Here is a 17,422-nt window from a genome sequence, read left to right as displayed (position 1 = left end):
GTATAGAGGCTGAACATGAAGGACTTTTTGATCGCTCCATCTATCCTGTCTGCAGATTTTGCTCGTCTTGGCGAGGATGTCGAGAAAGTATTGGCTGCAGGTGCCGATGTTGTGCACTTTGATGTGATGGACAATCACTATGTACCGAACCTGACATTTGGTGCGCCGGTGTGTAAGGCACTGCGTGATTACGGTATTACAGCGCCGATTGATGTTCATCTGATGGTTAAGCCGGTAGACCGTATTATTCCTGATTTTGCCAAGGCCGGTGCCACGATGATCACCGTCCATGCCGAGGCCACTGAGCACCTGGACCGTACGCTGCAGCTGATCAAAGAACACGGCTGTCAGGCTGGAGTGGTCTTTAACCCGGCTACACCGCTGCATTATTTAGACTACGTCATGGATAAAGTGGACTTGATCCTGCTGATGTCGGTTAATCCGGGCTTTGGCGGCCAGTCTTTCATTCCGAACACTCTGGATAAGCTGCGTGAGGTACGTAAGCGTATTGAAGCCTCTGGCCGTGAAATTCGCCTGGAGATAGACGGTGGCGTCAAGGTCGACAACATCCGTGAAATTGCCGAGGCGGGCGCGGATATGTTTGTCGCAGGCTCGGCCATTTTCAGCCAGCCGGACTACAAGGCGGTGATCGATGAAATGCGCGCCGAGCTGGCCAAGGTAGAGCGTTGATGGATCACTTCAAAGGCATTAAGTTTATTGCTTTTGACCTGGACGGAACGCTGCTCGACAGCGTTCCTGATCTGGCAGAAGCGGCCGACCAGGCCATGCGCGCCCTGGGGCGTCCGGGCGTGACGGTCGAGCAGGTGACGACCTGGATCGGCAACGGTGCCGATATTCTGATTGGCCGGGCGCTAAGCCGTAGCCTTGAGGTAGACCCTGAACTTGATCCCGAGCTGCATAAAGAGGCCCGCCAGCTGTTTGACCGTTTTTACGATGCCGGCGGCCATAAGCAGAGCGCGCTTTACGACGGGGTGAAAGATACCCTTGCCACTTTTCACCAGGCCGGAGTGCCGATGGCTATCGTCACCAACAAGCCTGCCCAGTTTGTTCCGCACCTGTTGGAGCAGCACGGTATCAGTGACTATTTTGTCGATGTGATTGGCGGTGATACCTTTCCGCTTAAGAAACCGGATCCTTTTGCCCTGCACTGGTTGATGGAGAAGCACCGGCTGGCCGCATCAGAAATGCTGATGGTCGGTGATTCACGTAACGATATCTTGGCGGCAAAAGCCGCGACATGTTATGTTGTCGGATTGACCTACGGTTACAATTACGGTCAGCCGATCAGTGACAGTGAACCCGATATTGTGCTGGATCACTTTAGCCAGTTGGCAGAAGTGGTTAAACTAGACAGCTAGTACGATCAGGTCTGCGTATATCTGACGATAAGTTTTGAATATTAGTCAGCGGCACTTGTGCCGCTGCTTATCTTTAGTGACATAGGAAATCCCATCATGAGTAAACCCATTGTATTGAGTGGCGTCCAGCCTTCTGGCGAATTGAGTATTGGTAACTATTTGGGGGCGTTGCGTCAGTGGGAACAGATGCAGGATGATTATGACTGCCAGTACTGTGTAGTCGACCTTCACGCTATCACTGTCCGTCAGGATCCGAAGGCGCTTCACGAAGCCACGTTGGATGCATTGGCTATCTGCCTGGCGGTTGGTGTCGATCCTAAGAAGAGCACGCTGTTTGTTCAGTCGCATGTCCCTGAACATGCCCAGCTAGGCTGGCTGCTGAACTGTTATACTCAGATGGGTGAACTGAGCCGAATGACCCAGTTCAAGGACAAGTCACAGCGCCATGCCAACGATGTTAATGTCGGCCTGTTTGACTATCCGGTACTGATGGCGGCGGATATCCTGCTTTACGGTGCACACCAGGTACCAGTGGGCAGCGATCAGAAACAGCACCTTGAACTGGCCCGCGATATTGCCACCCGTTTTAACAATATCTACGGCGGTGGCGAGACGATTTTCCAGGTGCCTGAACCTTATATTCCGACAATTGGTGCACGTGTCATGAGCCTTCAGGATGCGACCAAGAAAATGTCCAAGTCTGATGACAATCGCAAGAACGTTATCACCCTGCTGGAAGAGCCGAAGTCGATTATCAAGAAGATCAACAAGGCGCAGACAGATACCGAGACCCCGCCACGTATCGCTCACGGTGTCGACAAGGCCGGTATCACTAACCTGATGGGCTTGTACTCGGCTGCAACGGGCAAATCGTTCGAAGAGATCGAAGCCCAGTATAAAGGGGTGGAAATGTACGGCCCGTTCAAGAAAGATGTTGGCGAAGCGATTGTCGCGATGCTTGAGCCTGTTCAGGCGGAATACAAGCGTATCCGTGAAGACCGCGCCTATATGGATTCTGTCATGAAAGCCGGTGCCGACAAGGCCTCAGAACGTGCTGCCGTTACCCTGAAGAAGGCTTACGAAGCGGTAGGTTTTGTTGCTCGTCCGTAAGTAACGTACCGATAGTTATTGTTAAAACCGGCCTTGTGGCCGGTTTTTCTTTAATGCTTTTCTGAAATCATGGCTTGCCTTTCCTGTCCCCTATAGCAAAATAGACCGCCAACTCATCCTGGGAGCTGATGTATCAATGCTGCTGATTATCGACAATTATGACTCTTTCACCTACAACCTGTACCAATACTTCTGCGAGCTGGGCGCTGAGGTGAAAGTCGTGCGTAATGACGAAATTGATATTGCAGGCATTGAGGTTTTGTCGCCTTCCCACCTGGTGATCTCGCCGGGCCCCTGTACACCTGATGATGCCGGTATTTCACTGCAGGCCATCGAATATTTTGCCGGTAAGCTGCCAATTTTGGGGGTTTGCCTTGGCCATCAGTCGATAGCGCAGGTGTTCGGCGCAAAAGTGGTGCGTGCCCGACAAGTGATGCACGGCAAGACATCGCCAGTTGTTCATACTGATCGCAGTGTGTTCGAAACCCTGAATAATCCGCTGACTGTTACCCGTTACCATTCGCTGGTGGTAAAGGCCGATACATTACCGGATTGTTTTGAGGTGACGGCCTGGACTGAGCGCGGGGGTGAGTTCGACGAAATTATGGGAATAGCCCACAAGACGTTGCCGATCGAAGGGGTGCAATTCCATCCTGAGAGCATTTTGACCGAACAGGGTCATCAGCTTCTGGCTAACTTTCTGCGCCGCTAACAGAGCAGAAAGTACAGTAACAGGATTATCTGCTGAATGAGCCTCTGGCGCAGTCAATAATCTACTCACTAGGTTGCGGGATTTTCTCTGCCTTTCGATTGGAAAGGTCCGTAAATCTGTCTTATTTCCGCGATCCTCATCACTTTTCTTAACATTTAGTCAGCGTTTTTTAGAAAAATCCTCTGGCAAGCTTATGCACTAGAGGTGAACTCAGCTGCCTTTATTTCCTCAGCGGAAATACACTTTTTTCCATTGGGTTGTTAATAAATTTCCCTCAAACCCGCATAAATATGTATTCAACAGAGCGTTAGCCAACCCAGATAAAGGATAAAAAAAATATTCTGCTATTGGAATTGGTTAATAAAATGTAAATACTATGCTTAAGACGCAATACACAGAAGGAAAGGATGATGGCAATGGAGCACAAAGTAGGACGTCAGCTGTTTGATGAGGTGATGGTACCTTGTTATTCCCCGATGCAGATCGTACCGGTGAAAGGCCAGGGTGCGCGTGTGTGGGATCAGGACGACCGGGAGTATATTGATTTTGCCGGCGGTATCGCAGTGAGCTGTCTGGGCCATTGTCACCCTGTTATGGTCAATGCACTCAAGGAGCAGGCCGACAAGCTATGGCATTTAAGTAATGTCATGACCAACGAGCCGGCGCTGCGTCTGGCGCAAAAGCTGACCGAGCACAGTTTTGCCGAAAAGGTGTTCTTTGCCAACTCCGGTGCCGAGGCTAACGAGGCGGCGTTGAAACTGGCCCGTCGTTATGCGGCCGATAAGTTTGGCCCGGAAAAATCTGAAATTATCTCATTCCAGCAGGGCTTCCATGGCCGCACCTTCTTCACCGTAACCGTCGGTGGCCAGGCTGCCTATTCTGACGGCTTCGGCCCGAAACCCGGTGACGTGACCCACTTGGTATACAACGACCTGTCGACACTGGCCGAGCATATGTCAGAGCGCACCTGTGCGGTGATGATGGAGCCGTTGCAGGGTGAAGGCGGGATCATTTCGCCGACCCAGGAATTTATCCAGGGCGTACGTGAGCTCTGCGACAAGCATAATGCCCTGTTGATCTTTGACGAGGTCCAGACGGGTAATGGCCGTACTGGTGACTTTTATGCCTACCAGGGGCTGGGTGTCACACCGGATATTCTGAGCACGGCGAAATCACTGGGCGGTGGTTTCCCGATTGGTGCCATGCTGACAACCTCTGAGCTGGCCGTTCACCTGAAGGTCGGTACACACGGTTCGACTTACGGCGGCAACCCGCTGGCCTGTGCCGTTGCCGAAGCAGTGGTGGACGAAGTGACCAAACCGGAGGTACTGGACGGTGTTAAGCAGCGCGAGCAGTGGTTCCGTGAAGGACTGGCCCAAATTAATGCCAAGTACCCGATCTTTGACGAGGTACGTGGTAAAGGCCTGTTGCTGGGTGCTGCCCTGAATGAAGAATGGCAGGGGCGTGCCCGTGATATTTTGCTGGCGGCCGGTGAAGAAGGCCTGATGGTACTGGTTGCCGGTGCTAACGTCGTGCGCTTTACTCCGTCACTGGTGATCGACAAGGCCGATATCGATGAAGGTATGGCCCGTCTTGAGCGCGCGATTGCCAAGCTACATCAATAAAAAGCGACATCAATAACGCTGCACTGATAAACAAGCGATACCAATACATCCGTAAAATATGCAGTGGCTGACAGGAGCCTGGCCACTGCAGTTGCCTGTTTCCGAACATGAAAAGGCAATCAATTCACTAGAAAACAATGAGCTAGCGGCAACAGCCGCTACCTGCATCAGGAGGGAGTTCGATGCTGGTTATACGTCCTATTACTGAAGCCGATTTGCCGGCGCTTATGCAATGCGCCGAAGAGTCCGGTCATGGTTTTACTTCACTACCGGTGAATGAAGAAATCCTGCGCAACAGGATTGAACACTCGGTGGAAAGCTTTGCCAAAGCCGTCACCAAGCCGGGACCGGAAGGATACCTGATGGTGGCAGAAGACACCAAGACGGGAGAAATTGCCGGTACGACAGCAATAGAAGCCGCTATCGGGCTGGACAATCCCTTTTATACCTACCACCTGAGTACCGTGGTTCACTCATCTCGCCGCCTCAATGTCCATAACGTGGTGAAAGTCCTGACATTTGGCAATGACTACACCGGTGTGAGCGAGCTATGCACCCTGTTCTTGCGTCCGGAATGGCGTCAGGGGCTGAATGGTCGCCTGCTGTCGAAGTGCCGTTTTATGATGATGGCCGAGCACCCGGAGCGATTTGATACCACGGTGATCGCCGAAATGCGCGGCGTTTCCGATGAGGAAGGGCACTCGCCGTTCTGGGAATGGCTGAAAGAGCACTTCTTCTCGATTGATTTTACGTTGGCAGACTACCTGACCGGCATTGGGAAGAAGGGCTTTATTGCCGATCTGATGCCGAAGCTGCCGATTTACGTCAACCTGCTTAGCCCGGAAGCCCAGGCGGTGATTGGCGAGGTACATGAAAAGACACGTCCGGCACTGCGTTTGCTGGAAAAAGAAGGGTTCAGCTGCCGCGGCTATGTCGACATTTTTGATGCTGGCCCGACGGTCGAGTGTGATACCCGCAATATCGAGTCGGTACGTCACTCTCAGCGTTGCACCGTTGTGATTGGCGAGTCTGCGACAGGCAAAGACTGCATTATCAGCAACAGCTCATTTGAGAATTTCCGTGCTGTTGTCGGCAAGGTCGTTCTTGATGAAGAGAAGGCGATCGCGCAGATGGACGCGGAAATGGCAGAAGCACTGCAGGTGAAAAATGGTGATCAGGTTCGCCTGATTGCGCAATAAAAAGGACGGGAGAACATCATGACACAATGGATAGCAGGAAACTGGCAGGAAGGTAATGGCGAAGCGATGCAGTCACTGAACCCGTTCAGCGGTGAGGTGATCTGGCAGGGGAAAGGCGCGACTGCCGAGCAGGTCGAGCTAGCTGTTGCCAGTGCCCGTCAGGCCCTCCTGAGCTGGCGCAAAACGGCCTTTAGTGAGCGCCAGGCCATCGTTGAGCGTTTTGCCGAGCTGGTCAAAGAAAACAGCGAACATATTGCGCGTACCATTGCCGAGGAAACCGGCAAGCCGTTGTGGGAGACCCGAACGGAAGCCGGGGCGATGGTCGGCAAGATAGCCATCTCGTTACGTGCTTATGATGAGCGTACCGGCCACAAACAGAAAGAAGTGGCCGGAAGCCAGGCAATCCTGCGTCACCGTCCGCTGGGTGTCATGGCGGTATTCGGTCCTTATAACTTCCCGGGCCACTTGCCTAACGGCCACATAGTGCCTGCGCTGCTGGCCGGTAATACCGTTGTATTCAAACCGTCAGAACTGACGCCGAAAATTGCCGAAGAGACCATGAGGCTGTGGCAGCAGGCTGGCTTGCCAGACGGGGTGATTAACCTGGTGCAGGGGGCCCGTGCCACGGGTGAGGCTCTGGCGGGTTCTGCCGGTATCGATGGCTTGTTGTTTACCGGCAGTGCCAACACTGGTCATATTCTCCATCGTCAGTTTGCCGGTCAACCGGGCAAAATGCTGGCGCTTGAGATGGGCGGCAATAACCCGATGGTGATCTCTGAGGACTATGGCGAGCTGGAAGCGACTGTCTACACTATTATTCAGTCAGCCTTTATCAGTGCCGGACAGCGTTGTACCTGTGCCCGTCGCTTGTATCTGCCACAGGGCGAGAAGGGGGATGCGCTGCTGAAGCGTCTGGTCGAGGCTACATCGCAGCTTGTTATCGACGGCCCGTTTGCCGAGCCGCAGCCATTTATGGGGCCACAAATCTCTGAGGCGGCCGCTGACGGTATCGTCCGTGCACAGGCCAACCTTGTGAGTCTTGGGGGCGAAGTCCTGTTGGAAGCCAAGCGCGGTCAGGGAGCAATAGTGACGCCGGCGATCATCGAGGTGAGCAAGGTGGCAGAGCTTCCGGATGAAGAGTACTTCGGTCCGCTATTGCAGGTTGTCCGTTATCAAGACTTGGAGCAGGCGGTAACGCTGGCCAATGATACCCGCTACGGTTTGTCGGCCGGGTTGGTTTCTACCAATGATGAAGAGTGGCAATACTTCATTGACCACATTCGTGCCGGGATTGTAAATCGCAACCGGCAGCTGACCGGTGCCAGCGGTGATGCGCCGTTTGGCGGACCGGGCGCATCCGGTAATCTTCGACCGAGTGCATATTACGCCGCGGATTACTGTGCGTATCCGATGGCGTCGATGGAAGGTGAGCAGACCGAGTTACCGGCTCAGCTGTCACCGGGTATCAAGCTGTAAGCGCGAGAGAGCGGAATTAACCGACAAGTAAGGGGATAACATCATCATGGAAAGGGTTGAACAACTGTTTAATGCGCTGTGGCAAGATTATACCCAGCGTCTATGTCCGTCGGCAGGTCAGGTTCATGATCTGTTAGAGGAAGGTGAGCCCCTGCTCAATGATCATATTGCGCTGCGGACGTTTAACCTTCCGCAAGTCGGGCTTGACCGCCTGGCTGCGCCGTTTATTGCCATCGGCTATAAACCGTGCGGCAAGTACCATTTCGAGGCAAAGAAGCTCTATGCCGAGCACTTCGAGCACCCGAACCCGCTGGCGCCTAAAGTTTTTATCAGTGAGCTGATGGTAGGGCAGTTCTCGTCGTTGCTGCAGCAGACGGTACGCGACCTGGTTAACCAGGTACCGGAAGAAGCCATGCATGATCCGGCGTTTCTTTACGGCGGGCGGTTATGGGAGCTGGACTATGCGACCTATGAGCTGCTGTCGGCAGAAAGCGAATATGCCGGTTGGTTGGCGGCGCATGGTTTCGGTGCCAACCACTTTACTGTCAGCATCAATCAGCTGGAGCAGTTCACCGAGATACAGGAGGTGAACCACCTGCTACGTCACAACGGTTTTGTGATTAACGAGTCCGGTGGGGAAGTGAAGGGCAGTCCGGAGGTAATGTTGGAGCAGTCTTCAACAATGGCCGATCGGGTTCCTGTCAACTTTACCGATGGCGTACGCGAGGTGCCGGGTGGCTTCTATGAATTTGCCAAGCGCTATCCAACCGCTGATGGTGAATTGTACCGGGGGTTTGTCGAGGCATCGGCCGACAAGATATTCGAAAGTACCAATCAGTAATTACAGTAATTAAGCTAAGCACTAAATCCACGGCTGCCATAGGTAGCCGTGGATTTTTTATATCTTACCCAATATGTTATACCAATCTGGATAAGTAGTTGTTCAGATAGCTGCGCAGGAAAAATCACTTAGAACAAGGCATGAATTGCAGCTAACTAGTTACTCTAATTACAAAATTCATAACGCAGTTAAAAGTGATTTTAACCAGCAAGAATGATCAAATACTTATGTAGATTGGTATTAGTGCTGGCTGTCCAGCGGTGGTACCCATGGGGTCTCATTGCCCTGATGGCGGCTGGTGGAGTCAAACGTTGTCTGCTGTTCCAGATAGTGGCGTGGGCCACTGAAGCCTGTCAGCTCGACCGTCGTTGGCAGTGTCTGGATCACGGCAGGGTGGGTGTTGCCGGCATTCGGTGCAAAGCGTTCAATATCCATATAATTGCGTTCCGTATTTTTTCGATCGCTCTCTGGCACCAATTCCGTTACCGGGCCAGAGTGTTCACAATGCATATATGCACAATGTAGCACTGGTAGTGAGGATCGCAAGAGTAACAAGAGTGAGCGCCGTAGCAAATTATGTCTGAAGCTATTACATTTATGCTTGGTGGGCATGCACCAGACACAAAAAAAGCCGCATGATGCGGCTTTTTATCGTTTTGCTTTCCGGGTACCGGGTTTAGCGAGTACCGTATACTACAATCGTTTTACCGTGTGCAGAAATAAGGTTCTGCTCTTCCAGCATCTTCAGAATACGACCGACAGTTTCACGTGAACAACCGACAATCTGGCCGATTTCCTGACGCGTGATCTTGATCTGCATACCGTCTGGGTGAGTCATCGCATCAGGCTGCTTCGCAAGGTTCAGCAGTGTCTGGGCGATACGACCTGTAACATCCAAGAATGCAAGATCACCTACTTTCTGGCTGGTCACCTGCAGGCGGCTTGCCATCTGAGCAGATAGGCGCATCAGAATATCTGGGTTTACCTGAATTAGCTGGCGGAATTTCTTGAAAGAAATCTCGGCGACTTCACAAGGTGTCTTCGCACGAACCCAAGCTGTACGTTCCTGACCTTCTTCGAACAGGCCTAGTTCACCGATGAAGTCACCCTGGTTTAGGTAAGACAGGATCATTTCCTTGCCTTCTTCATCCTTGATCAATACGGCAACAGAACCTTTGACGATGTAGTAGAGCGTTTCTGCTTTCTCGCCCGCATGAATCAAAGTGCTCTTTGATGGGTACTTATGAATGTGGCAATGGGAAAGAAACCACTCTAGAGTTGGATCTGTTTGAGGTTTACCTGGAACCATATTACTAACTTCCTCTGCGTTTGTTGCCCAACAACGATATCCTTATTACTTGAAGCTGGGCCTAACAATAGAATTGTTCGCCGTCTAGGATATGCAGTCAACCGCTGGGCTGCAAGCTCACGTGAATAATTAGTTCAGAGTTTATCTTTTTTCGGCGCGTATTTCTTGATATTGATCTATCTGAAAAGGGCATTTTGTAGTCATAAGTGTGCACATGATCACACCGTTGTGAGTTAGTGCCAAATACCCCTATTTTAAGTAAGGAGAAAGCAATGCAATCACGCGTGAAATGGGTCGAAGAGATGACCTTTCTGGGCCAGTCAAATTCTGGTCACAGCGTCGTAATGGACGGTAATGGGGGCGAAAAAGCACCAAGTCCGATGGAAATGGTACTCATGGCTGCAGGAGGGTGTAGTTCGGTCGATGTGGTCGACGGATTAAAGTCTGCCGGGCAGAAAATCACGGCCTGTGAAGCGCAGATTTCTTCCGAGCGTCGTGAGCAGGCACCGCGTATTTTTACTTCGGCCAACATTCACTTCGTGGTTACAGGTTATGATTTGGACGAGGCTCTGGTCGGGAAAGTCGTTGCTGATTCGCTACAGAAATATTGCTCGGTTTGCCTGATGCTGGGTGAGGGCGTAGAAATGACCCACTCCTACGAAGTCGTGAAGGCATAAGCGTTACGAGAGGCGAGTATCGAGTAAGAGCGGAAAGTACACCTCTCGCACCTCGTTACTCGACTCTGGTTATTGGCCTTTGTTATTACCCGATTTTACCCGTTTCGATTAATTGCTGGATCAGCGGCCGCATGATCAGCTCCATCGCAAAGCTCATTTTTCCGCCCGGTACCACCAGGGTATTGTGGCGCGACATAAAGGATCCCTGGATCATTGACAGCAGATACGGGAAATCGACATTTTTGATCCCGCGAAAACGGATCACCACGAAGCTCTCATCCAGACTGGGAATCGCCTTGGCACTAAGCGGGTTGGAGGTATCAACAGTCGGTACCCGCTGAAAGTTGATATGCGTACGGGAAAACTGCGGGGTAATGTAGTTGAGGTAGTCGTCCATTGAGCGAACGATCGACTCCATGACGGCTTCGCGGGAGTGTCCGCGATCCCGTGTATCGCGGACGATCTTCTGGATCCACTCCAGGTTCACAATCGGAACCATGCCGATGAGCAGATCGACATGCTGGGCGACATTGACCTCACCGTCGACAACCCCGCCGTGCAGCCCTTCGTAGAACAGGACATCGGTATTTTCTGGCAGATCCTGCCACGGGGTGAAAGAGCCCGGCATCTGGTTGTAGGGAACGGCCTCGTCAAAGGTGTGCAGGTAGCGCCGGAACTGGCCGCTGCCGTCATCGCCGTATTGGCGGAAAAAGGTTTCTAACTGGGCGAAGTCATTGGCCTGGGGACCAAAGTAGCTGATATGGCGCCCTTGTTCTTTGGCCTTGCGAATTTCGACATCCATTTCCGGACGAGTAAAGCGGTGAAAGCTGTCCCCTTCTAGCCAGGCGGCGTTAATGCTCATCATATTGAACATTTTACGAAAAGCTTCAGAGGTGGTGGAGGTGCCAGCACCCGAAGACCCTGTTACTGCAATAATTGGATGTTTTGCAGACATGACAAACCCTGTCGTTAACATTAACGGAAAGAGTTATTAACAGGCTGGAGAGGGAAGGTCAAGCATAACTCGGGCTGCAAGGTGAAAAATGATACCGCGGCCCGGTATGGTTAACGGCTGTTGGTGCGGGTCAGGAGTGCAGATCTCGGCGCAGTTTGATGTCGACTGATTCGTGTAGCTCGGAAAAGACTATCACGGCATCACCTGAGGCTAGCTGCTGGCGAACGTGTTGTACTTTTTGCTCCATGCTCAGTTCACTTTCACCATAGTCGGTACCTTCGCGCAGAACGAAGTGCTCGATGAGGTTTGTCAGGGTCTCCGGATCGATCTCTTGCCAGGGAATAATCATAGCGGTGTTATCTGCATGTAAGACGGATAGCTGATTATATTGTTAATTTCATAAATTGTAGAGCGGTAATATGGCCCCGCAACCGAGCTCTTTGACAGATCTTAGTAACAGAGCCAGAGTACTCCTGCTTTTTCTTGCAACTCTTACCTACTCTTTGATTACTTGCTCAAACCATTCGGGAACGGTTTTCTCCAGCCAGAAGTTCGGATTACGCAGCGAACCGCTGACAAAACCGACGTGGCCACCGTATGGACTAAGATGGTAGTCGATATTCTCGGGCAGTGACTGGGTCGGAATAACGGCCGAGGTCATGAACGGATCATCGGCGGCATGGATGATCCGCAGCCGCGTCTGTATGCGCTGGAGCTTATTGATGCCGCTACAGCGCTGGTAGTAATCGGCGGCGTCTTTGAAGCCGTGCAGCGGTGCGGTCACCTGCTCGTCAAATTGCCACAGTGACCGAATTTCTCCTACCTTGCTGGCCGCTATCGGCATCTTTTCCGGCAGGGCAGCAATTTTACGGCTGAGGTTTTTTTTCATCGAGCCCAGCAGATATTGCTGGTAGACCCGGGAAAAGCCCTGCTGAATCCGCTCCGAGCAGGAAGCCAGGTTCAGGGGCGGAGAGATGACCTGTGCAGCCGCAAGCTCTGACTCATGATTGGTTTCTGCCAGATAGTTCACCAGCATATTGCCGCCAAGCGATACCCCGACGGCAAATAGCGGCGTGTCGGGAAACTGCTGGCGTAACCAACTGATAAAGAATGCTGCATCCGTGATTTCACCGGAGTGGTAGCCGCGAGCCTGGCGATTGATTTCACCGCTGCAGCCGCGAAAATGCATCATAACCCCGAGCCACCCCTGCTGGCCGGCGGCATGCAGCAACCCGTTGGCATAGGGGCTGTGAAAACTCCCTTCCAGGCCATGGAATAAAATCATGATGGGTTTACTGGCCGGGTGCTGTGCTGCCGGGCCTGTCCAGGCCAGGTCGAGAAAGTCGCCGTCAGGGGTTTCTATCCGCTGCTCTACCGGAGTAAATAGCGGCTTGCGGCGAATAAAGCGTGGCAGCAGTGTTTGTAAGTGGGCATTGCGTAACCCGCTAGCGGGTTCAAAGGGCATCATCGGCAACTCCTCTTCCCGGTTACAGGGGAAAGTCATTCATGGGATCTTTTTTTAACAGCTCTGCCAATATAAGCAAGCCCTGTTCCAGTTTGCTATGGGTGACGGGGGCGCTGATTGCAAGCCTGACAGCAGGCGGAATCGTCCCGCCCGGCGGGGTAAACATCTCGGCTGACTTTATGATCACGCCCTGTTGCTCGGCAGCCGAGACAAAGTCACTGAGCCGCCAGTAGTCAGGCAGTGTCAGCCAGACATGAAAACTGTCCTGGGTATGCTGAATGGCAAAATCCCCCAGATACTGCTCCACCAACTGCTGGCGCTGGTTGATATCGTGGTGGATATCCTGCAGCACCCGGTCGGCATCCCCTTTGTGGATGAGTTCGCAGGCCAGCCCGGTGAGCAGGGGGCTGATCATCAGGCTGTGGTTGTGTAGTGCGGTGTTGAGCCGCTGTTGCAGGTTGAGCGGCACCTGGATATATCCCAAACGCAGCCCCGGAGCGAGGCATTTTGACAGCCCGCCGATATGGATGACCTGTTCCGGATCAAGGTTAACCATCGGGGCCGGGCGCTGCTGCGGCAGCAGACCGTTGACATCGTCTTCAACCAACAACAGCTGGTACTGGCGGCAGATAGCGAGGATGTCACGGCGGCGTTGTTCGCTCATGGTGGCGGTTGTCGGGTTTTGCAGCGTCGGTGTGCAATAGAGCATTCTCGGCTGATGCTGGCGGCAGGCCGCTTCGAGACTGGCAGGAATGATCCCCTCGTGATCAAGGGCAACAGGCTTGACGTTGACTTGCTGCTGCCTGGCGAGGCTCAGAAAACCGGGATAGGTGACCTGTTCGACCAGCACGGTGTCTCCCTGGCGGCAGAATGCCGACAGGATCAGCTGGGCGGCATGCTGGCCCCCCGAGGTGAAGTGCATACGCTCGGGGTCGATATTCAGGCTTTTGGCTTGCAGCCAGCGGGCAACGACGTTGCGATGGGCGTCCAGCCCCTGCGGATCATGATACAGCATCATCTGGTTGAGTTGTTCGGGATGGCGGGACAGATTTTCCATGGCTTGCTTCAGCATCCCGGCACGGTCAATACACGGGGGAATATTGTGGCCGAGGTTGCAGGCCTCTTCTTCCTGGGCGGAGTAGCTATAGATCCAGCTCGGTGCATCCTGTTGGCAGACAAATGTACCGGCTCCTACCCGCGCCTCTACCAGCTCTCGTCGTTCTGCCTCGGCATAGGCACGGGTGACGGTGCCTACGGTAACCTTAAGTTGATCGGCGAGGGCGCGGTGGGTCGGTAGTTTGTGCCCCCCCGGTAGCTCTCCTGATGCGATTTGGTGCTCGATGGCATCGGCAATCTGGCGGTAGAGGGGCTCGGCCTTGTGATCCTCCGTCGAGGGTGTCAGTACAATATTCATGATTGTCATGGTGACAATAAACCTTTTGATCTCATTTAATCCCGCTGTTAGGGTTCATTTTGAGCGTTTGAGTCAGTTATTGCAACTTAAACCTCTAATTGTATCGGTACAATTTGTTGGGGAGGATTTCTGACAGTGTGGGAATGGCAATTTATTCTTTCTTTGGCAGCTTTTGCGGCGACGATGACCGGAACGCCTGGACCGAATAATTTAATGGTCACCGCCTCCGGGGCTAACTTTGGTTATTGGCGGACTTTGCCGCATATGATGGGGATAGGGCTGGGGCTGGTATCGATGATTGCTCTGGTAGCGGCAGGACTCGGGGTGGTGTTTACCCGCTTTCCGCTATTGCATGAACTACTGCGTTGGTGCGGCAGTGCGTACCTGCTGTATCTGGCTTGGAAGATTGCTACCGCAGGATCCGCGGTCCGAACGGAACAGCCAGACAGTCGGCCAATGACATTCTGGGCGGCGGCGATGTTCCAGTACGTCAATCCGAAAGCCTGGATGATGTCTGTGACGGCGATCAGCACCTTTACGGTAGCCGGAGAGCTCTATTGGCAATCAGCGACACTTGTTGCAGGGGTATTTTTTCTGGTCTGTTTTCCGAGTGTCTCAGTTTGGGCTGGCTTTGGGTCTATGATTGGACGTTGGCTGCACAGCAGCAGAGCTCGTCGGGTATTCAATGGTGTGATGGGCGCGCTGACGGCAGGTTGCGTGGTAATGATTTGGTAGAAGGTGATGTCCTGAATTGTATTGCCAGAGCAGTACTACTTGCCCTGAAGGTGAGATAGCAGTGAGGTGGCCCCAAGTTGCTGGCAGTAACGGGCCAGATTGTTGCTTGTCACTGTTCCTGCCGCAGGGGCCGGTAAAGGCAATAAAAGGTTAAGTTGCTCGAGCAGCTCATGCTGCTGGCTTTTCTCAAGCTCCAGCTCGAAATCCAGCAACAGCTGGTAGCCCGCAGGGGCTAGCTGGGGTTTTAGCCGCTGGCGCATGGTGCGATATTGTTGCAGTTGCTTGTCGCTGACGACAAGGCTGGCTATCAGGGCATGGATTTGCTGATCGGCCAGCTCAATATGCAGGGTATCCAGCCAATGCAGTAACAGGGCAAGGTTCACATTGCCCTGATAGGTGTTTTGCAGTGTCAGGCAGGCATGTTCGACGCCAGCCCGAGCATAATGATTCAGGCTGAACTGCCAAAAAACCTCTGCCGAGAATACAGCAGGATGAGGCATTATTAGCTGTTACCCTGGAACTGGGCTTCCATTGTTTCCAGCTCTTCCTGCAGCTCCATCCACTCCATCTCGATCTCTTCCAGTGACGACTTGGCATCCCCCTGGCGCTTGAGCTGCTCGTTCAGGCGAACTTTGTTCTCGGCATTGTAAATTGCCGGATCGGACAGTTCGGTTTCTGCCTGCTCGACTTCGGTAGCCAGCTTTTCCATTTGCTTGTCCAGCTTGTCAATTTTCTTGCGCAGTGGTGCCGTTTGTTTGCGGAACTCGGCCTCAAGACGTTTCTGCTCCTTGCGGGAAGCTGCACTGTTGTCTTTGGTGGTTTCTGGCTTTGCAGCCTGTTGTTCCCGACGTTCGTTGCGTTGCTGTTCGGTGAGCCACTTATGGTAATCATTCAGATCACCGTCGAACGGCATCACCTGACGGTCATGGACCAGATATAGATCATCGGTGGTGGCACGCAGCAGGTAGCGGTCGTGGCTGACGATGACCATGGCCCCTTCGTAAGACTGCAGGGCCAGTGTCAGTGCCTGACGCATATCCAAATCCAGGTGGTTGGTCGGTTCATCGAGCAGCAACAGGTTCGGCCGCTGCCATACAATGAGTGCCAGTACCAAGCGGGCTTTTTCGCCGCCCGAGAACGGGCCGACTTTATCGAGGGCTTTGTCACCGACAAAACCGAAGCTGCCGAGATAGTCACGAAGCTGCTGTTCGGTGGCCTGCGGGGCAATACGCGCCAAATGCTGAACCGGTGTGTCATCAAGTCGCAGGGTCTCTAGCTGGTGCTGGGCAAAGTAGCCGATCTTGACGCCTTGCGAATAGGTCAGGTCGCCAGCCTGGGCCGGTAGCTCGCCAGACAGTAGCTTGATTAGGGTCGATTTACCGGCACCGTTCCGCCCTAGCAGGCCGATGCGGCTGCCCGGAACAAGGTTGAGGCGGATTTTTTCCAGGATCAGGTTGTCACCGTAACCGGCCGCGACCTCATCCATCATCATGATCGGGTTGGGCAGGGCAGACGGCTCGCGAAACTCGAAGCTGAACGGGTTATCAAACTGGGCCGGGAGCACCTTCTCCATTCGCTCCAGTGCCTTGATACGGCTCTGTGCCTGACGGGCTTTGCTGGCCTTGTAGCGGAAGCGGTCGATATACGACTGCATGTGCGACATTTGCTTCTGTTGCTTCTGGTACATGGCTTGCTGTAAAACCAGTTTTTCTGCACGCTGGTTTTCAAACGACGAATAGTTACCGGTGTAGCTGTTCAGGGTCTGGTTTTCGATATGGATGATGCGGCCGACGACCGGATCAAGAAAGTCACGGTCATGGGAGATCAGTACCAGGGTGCCTCGATAGTTCTGGAGCCATTTTTCCAGCCACATTACGGCATCCAGATCCAGGTGGTTGGTTGGCTCATCGAGAAGCAGCAGATCGGAGCGGCAAAGCAGTGCCTGCGCAAGGTTCAGGCGCATCCGCCAGCCACCGGAGAACTGGGTCAGGTTCCATTGCATCTGTTCCTGGGAAAAACCCAGGCCATCAAGCAACTCGGCGGCTCGGGCATTGATACTGTAGCCGCCGATGGTATCAAGCTTGCCGTGTAACTCGGCGACTTTATTGCCGTTGTTGGTTTGCTCAGCCGCGGCTAAGTCTTGCTCTAGCTGACGGTATTCGCGGTCTCCGTCGATCACATACTCAATCGCACTACGCTCCAGTGCCGGGGTCTCCTGGGCAACCCAGGCCAGCTCCCAGTTGGCAGGGAATTGGCAGGTGCCGGCATCGACGCTCAATTCACCTTTTAGTAAGGCAAATAAGGTAGATTTACCACAGCCATTTTTTCCGACCAGGCCGACCTTGTCGCCGGGATGGATGGTGGCAGTGGCGTTCTCGAGAAGGGCTTTACCGCCTCGTAGTAGCTGAATGTCCGAAAAGGTAATCATCGACAGTGTCGGGGTAGCCCCGCTCCGCAAAATAAAGTGCACGAAATGAGCGGCAGTCTATACCAAACGGCCTCTGACTGCTAACTCGATGATAATC

General features: G+C 53.2%; 18 protein-coding genes. 10 read left to right on the top strand and 8 right to left on the bottom strand.

Annotation, left to right across the window (positions count from 1 at the left end; genetic code table 11):
- Positions 1 to 15 precede the first annotated feature (15 nt).
- From rpe to BIT28_RS07170, 8 genes are all read left to right on the top strand, one after another.
- Positions 16 to 690, top strand: a complete 675-nt coding sequence (gene rpe, locus BIT28_RS07205; RefSeq protein WP_075762953.1) for a ribulose-phosphate 3-epimerase — start codon at positions 16 to 18, stop codon at positions 688 to 690.
- A complete protein-coding gene (locus BIT28_RS07200) occupies positions 690 to 1,379 on the top strand; it encodes a phosphoglycolate phosphatase (protein ID WP_075762952.1) in 690 nt (229 codons plus the stop codon). The genes rpe and BIT28_RS07200 overlap by 1 nt, the downstream gene beginning before the upstream one ends.
- A 96-nt stretch (positions 1,380 to 1,475) precedes the next feature.
- Positions 1,476 to 2,489 (top strand): tryptophan--tRNA ligase, encoded by a 1,014-nt coding sequence (gene trpS, locus BIT28_RS07195; protein ID WP_075762951.1) that lies wholly within the window; start codon positions 1,476 to 1,478, stop codon positions 2,487 to 2,489.
- A gap of 136 nt (positions 2,490 to 2,625) precedes the next feature.
- A complete protein-coding gene (locus BIT28_RS07190) occupies positions 2,626 to 3,201 on the top strand; it encodes an aminodeoxychorismate/anthranilate synthase component II (RefSeq protein ID WP_075762950.1) in 576 nt (191 codons plus the stop codon).
- 410 nt (positions 3,202 to 3,611) lie between these two features.
- Positions 3,612 to 4,826, top strand: coding sequence for an aspartate aminotransferase family protein (locus tag BIT28_RS07185; protein WP_075762949.1), 1,215 nt, complete (start codon positions 3,612 to 3,614; stop codon positions 4,824 to 4,826).
- Between the two features lie 182 nt (positions 4,827 to 5,008).
- Positions 5,009 to 6,025 (top strand): arginine N-succinyltransferase, encoded by a 1,017-nt coding sequence (gene astA / locus BIT28_RS07180; RefSeq protein ID WP_075762948.1) that lies wholly within the window; start codon positions 5,009 to 5,011, stop codon positions 6,023 to 6,025.
- 18 nt (positions 6,026 to 6,043) lie between these two features.
- A complete protein-coding gene (gene astD / locus BIT28_RS07175; protein WP_075762947.1) occupies positions 6,044 to 7,501 on the top strand; it encodes a succinylglutamate-semialdehyde dehydrogenase in 1,458 nt (485 codons plus the stop codon).
- A gap of 46 nt (positions 7,502 to 7,547) precedes the next feature.
- Positions 7,548 to 8,342, top strand: a complete 795-nt coding sequence (locus BIT28_RS07170; protein ID WP_075762946.1) for a DUF1338 domain-containing protein — start codon at positions 7,548 to 7,550, stop codon at positions 8,340 to 8,342.
- 240 nt (positions 8,343 to 8,582) lie between these two features.
- Here BIT28_RS07170 and BIT28_RS07165 read toward each other — a convergent pair whose 3' ends face one another.
- The gene (locus BIT28_RS07165) at positions 8,583 to 8,777 is read right to left on the bottom strand and encodes a hypothetical protein (RefSeq protein WP_075762945.1); all 195 of its coding nucleotides are present in this window, start codon (positions 8,775 to 8,777) and stop codon (positions 8,583 to 8,585) included.
- Between the two features lie 241 nt (positions 8,778 to 9,018).
- Positions 9,019 to 9,651, bottom strand: a complete 633-nt coding sequence (gene crp / locus BIT28_RS07160; protein ID WP_036801200.1) for a cAMP-activated global transcriptional regulator CRP — start codon at positions 9,649 to 9,651, stop codon at positions 9,019 to 9,021.
- Positions 9,652 to 9,923: 272 nt separating this feature from the next.
- On the opposite strand from crp, the gene BIT28_RS07155 reads away from it, so the two are divergent.
- Positions 9,924 to 10,328 (top strand): OsmC family protein, encoded by a 405-nt coding sequence (locus BIT28_RS07155; RefSeq protein WP_075762944.1) that lies wholly within the window; start codon positions 9,924 to 9,926, stop codon positions 10,326 to 10,328.
- Between the two features lie 85 nt (positions 10,329 to 10,413).
- On the opposite strand, the gene BIT28_RS07150 is transcribed toward BIT28_RS07155, so the two are convergent.
- The 4 genes from BIT28_RS07150 to BIT28_RS07135 all read right to left on the bottom strand — a co-directional run bounded on the left by BIT28_RS07150 (position 10,414) and on the right by BIT28_RS07135 (position 14,171).
- A complete protein-coding gene (locus BIT28_RS07150; protein WP_075762943.1) occupies positions 10,414 to 11,283 on the bottom strand; it encodes a phosphoribulokinase in 870 nt (289 codons plus the stop codon).
- Between the two features lie 130 nt (positions 11,284 to 11,413).
- Complete coding sequence (locus BIT28_RS07145) at positions 11,414 to 11,632, bottom strand: YheU family protein (RefSeq protein WP_075762942.1); 219 nt, start codon at positions 11,630 to 11,632, stop codon at positions 11,414 to 11,416.
- A gap of 147 nt (positions 11,633 to 11,779) precedes the next feature.
- Positions 11,780 to 12,751, bottom strand: a complete 972-nt coding sequence (locus tag BIT28_RS07140) for a hydrolase (protein WP_075762941.1) — start codon at positions 12,749 to 12,751, stop codon at positions 11,780 to 11,782.
- Between the two features lie 19 nt (positions 12,752 to 12,770).
- On the bottom strand, positions 12,771 to 14,171 hold the full coding sequence (locus BIT28_RS07135; protein WP_075762940.1) for an aminotransferase-like domain-containing protein: 1,401 nt from the start codon (positions 14,169 to 14,171) through the stop codon (positions 12,771 to 12,773).
- A gap of 126 nt (positions 14,172 to 14,297) precedes the next feature.
- Here BIT28_RS07135 and BIT28_RS07130 point away from each other — a divergent pair, with 126 nt between their 5' ends.
- Complete coding sequence (locus tag BIT28_RS07130) at positions 14,298 to 14,897, top strand: LysE family translocator (RefSeq protein ID WP_075762939.1); 600 nt, start codon at positions 14,298 to 14,300, stop codon at positions 14,895 to 14,897.
- A gap of 35 nt (positions 14,898 to 14,932) precedes the next feature.
- Here BIT28_RS07130 and BIT28_RS07125 read toward each other — a convergent pair whose 3' ends face one another.
- On the bottom strand, positions 14,933 to 15,397 hold the full coding sequence (locus BIT28_RS07125) for a TIGR02444 family protein (RefSeq protein ID WP_075762938.1): 465 nt from the start codon (positions 15,395 to 15,397) through the stop codon (positions 14,933 to 14,935).
- 2 nt (positions 15,398 to 15,399) lie between these two features.
- Positions 15,400 to 17,325: an ABC transporter ATP-binding protein gene (locus tag BIT28_RS07120; RefSeq protein WP_075762937.1), complete on the bottom strand. Its 1,926-nt coding sequence runs from the start codon at positions 17,323 to 17,325 to the stop codon at positions 15,400 to 15,402.
- Positions 17,326 to 17,422 lie beyond the last annotated feature (97 nt).

The organism is Photobacterium proteolyticum (genome assembly GCF_001939735.1).
Lineage (GTDB): Bacteria > Pseudomonadota > Gammaproteobacteria > Enterobacterales > Vibrionaceae > Photobacterium > Photobacterium proteolyticum.
The sequence above is the reverse complement of the archived record's forward strand: the minus strand, read 5'-3'. Positions and strand labels throughout refer to the sequence as shown.

Coding starts and splice junctions, on each gene's coding strand:
- BIT28_RS07170 (WP_075762946.1), top strand. CDS start 7,548: ATGGAAAGGGTTGAACAACTGTTTAATGCGCTGTGGCAAGATTATACC.
- BIT28_RS07165 (WP_075762945.1), bottom strand. CDS start 8,777: ATGGATATTGAACGCTTTGCACCGAATGCCGGCAACACCCACCCTGCC.
- BIT28_RS07145 (WP_075762942.1), bottom strand. CDS start 11,632: ATGATTATTCCCTGGCAAGAGATCGATCCGGAGACCCTGACAAACCTC.
- rpe (WP_075762953.1), top strand. CDS start 16: ATGAAGGACTTTTTGATCGCTCCATCTATCCTGTCTGCAGATTTTGCT.
- BIT28_RS07125 (WP_075762938.1), bottom strand. CDS start 15,397: ATGCCTCATCCTGCTGTATTCTCGGCAGAGGTTTTTTGGCAGTTCAGC.
- BIT28_RS07155 (WP_075762944.1), top strand. CDS start 9,924: ATGCAATCACGCGTGAAATGGGTCGAAGAGATGACCTTTCTGGGCCAG.
- astD (WP_075762947.1), top strand. CDS start 6,044: ATGACACAATGGATAGCAGGAAACTGGCAGGAAGGTAATGGCGAAGCG.
- crp (WP_036801200.1), bottom strand. CDS start 9,651: ATGGTTCCAGGTAAACCTCAAACAGATCCAACTCTAGAGTGGTTTCTT.
- trpS (WP_075762951.1), top strand. CDS start 1,476: ATGAGTAAACCCATTGTATTGAGTGGCGTCCAGCCTTCTGGCGAATTG.
- BIT28_RS07150 (WP_075762943.1), bottom strand. CDS start 11,283: ATGTCTGCAAAACATCCAATTATTGCAGTAACAGGGTCTTCGGGTGCT.
- BIT28_RS07135 (WP_075762940.1), bottom strand. CDS start 14,171: ATGACAATCATGAATATTGTACTGACACCCTCGACGGAGGATCACAAG.
- BIT28_RS07120 (WP_075762937.1), bottom strand. CDS start 17,325: ATGATTACCTTTTCGGACATTCAGCTACTACGAGGCGGTAAAGCCCTT.
- BIT28_RS07200 (WP_075762952.1), top strand. CDS start 690: ATGGATCACTTCAAAGGCATTAAGTTTATTGCTTTTGACCTGGACGGA.
- BIT28_RS07190 (WP_075762950.1), top strand. CDS start 2,626: ATGCTGCTGATTATCGACAATTATGACTCTTTCACCTACAACCTGTAC.
- BIT28_RS07185 (WP_075762949.1), top strand. CDS start 3,612: ATGGCAATGGAGCACAAAGTAGGACGTCAGCTGTTTGATGAGGTGATG.
- BIT28_RS07140 (WP_075762941.1), bottom strand. CDS start 12,751: ATGATGCCCTTTGAACCCGCTAGCGGGTTACGCAATGCCCACTTACAA.
- astA (WP_075762948.1), top strand. CDS start 5,009: ATGCTGGTTATACGTCCTATTACTGAAGCCGATTTGCCGGCGCTTATG.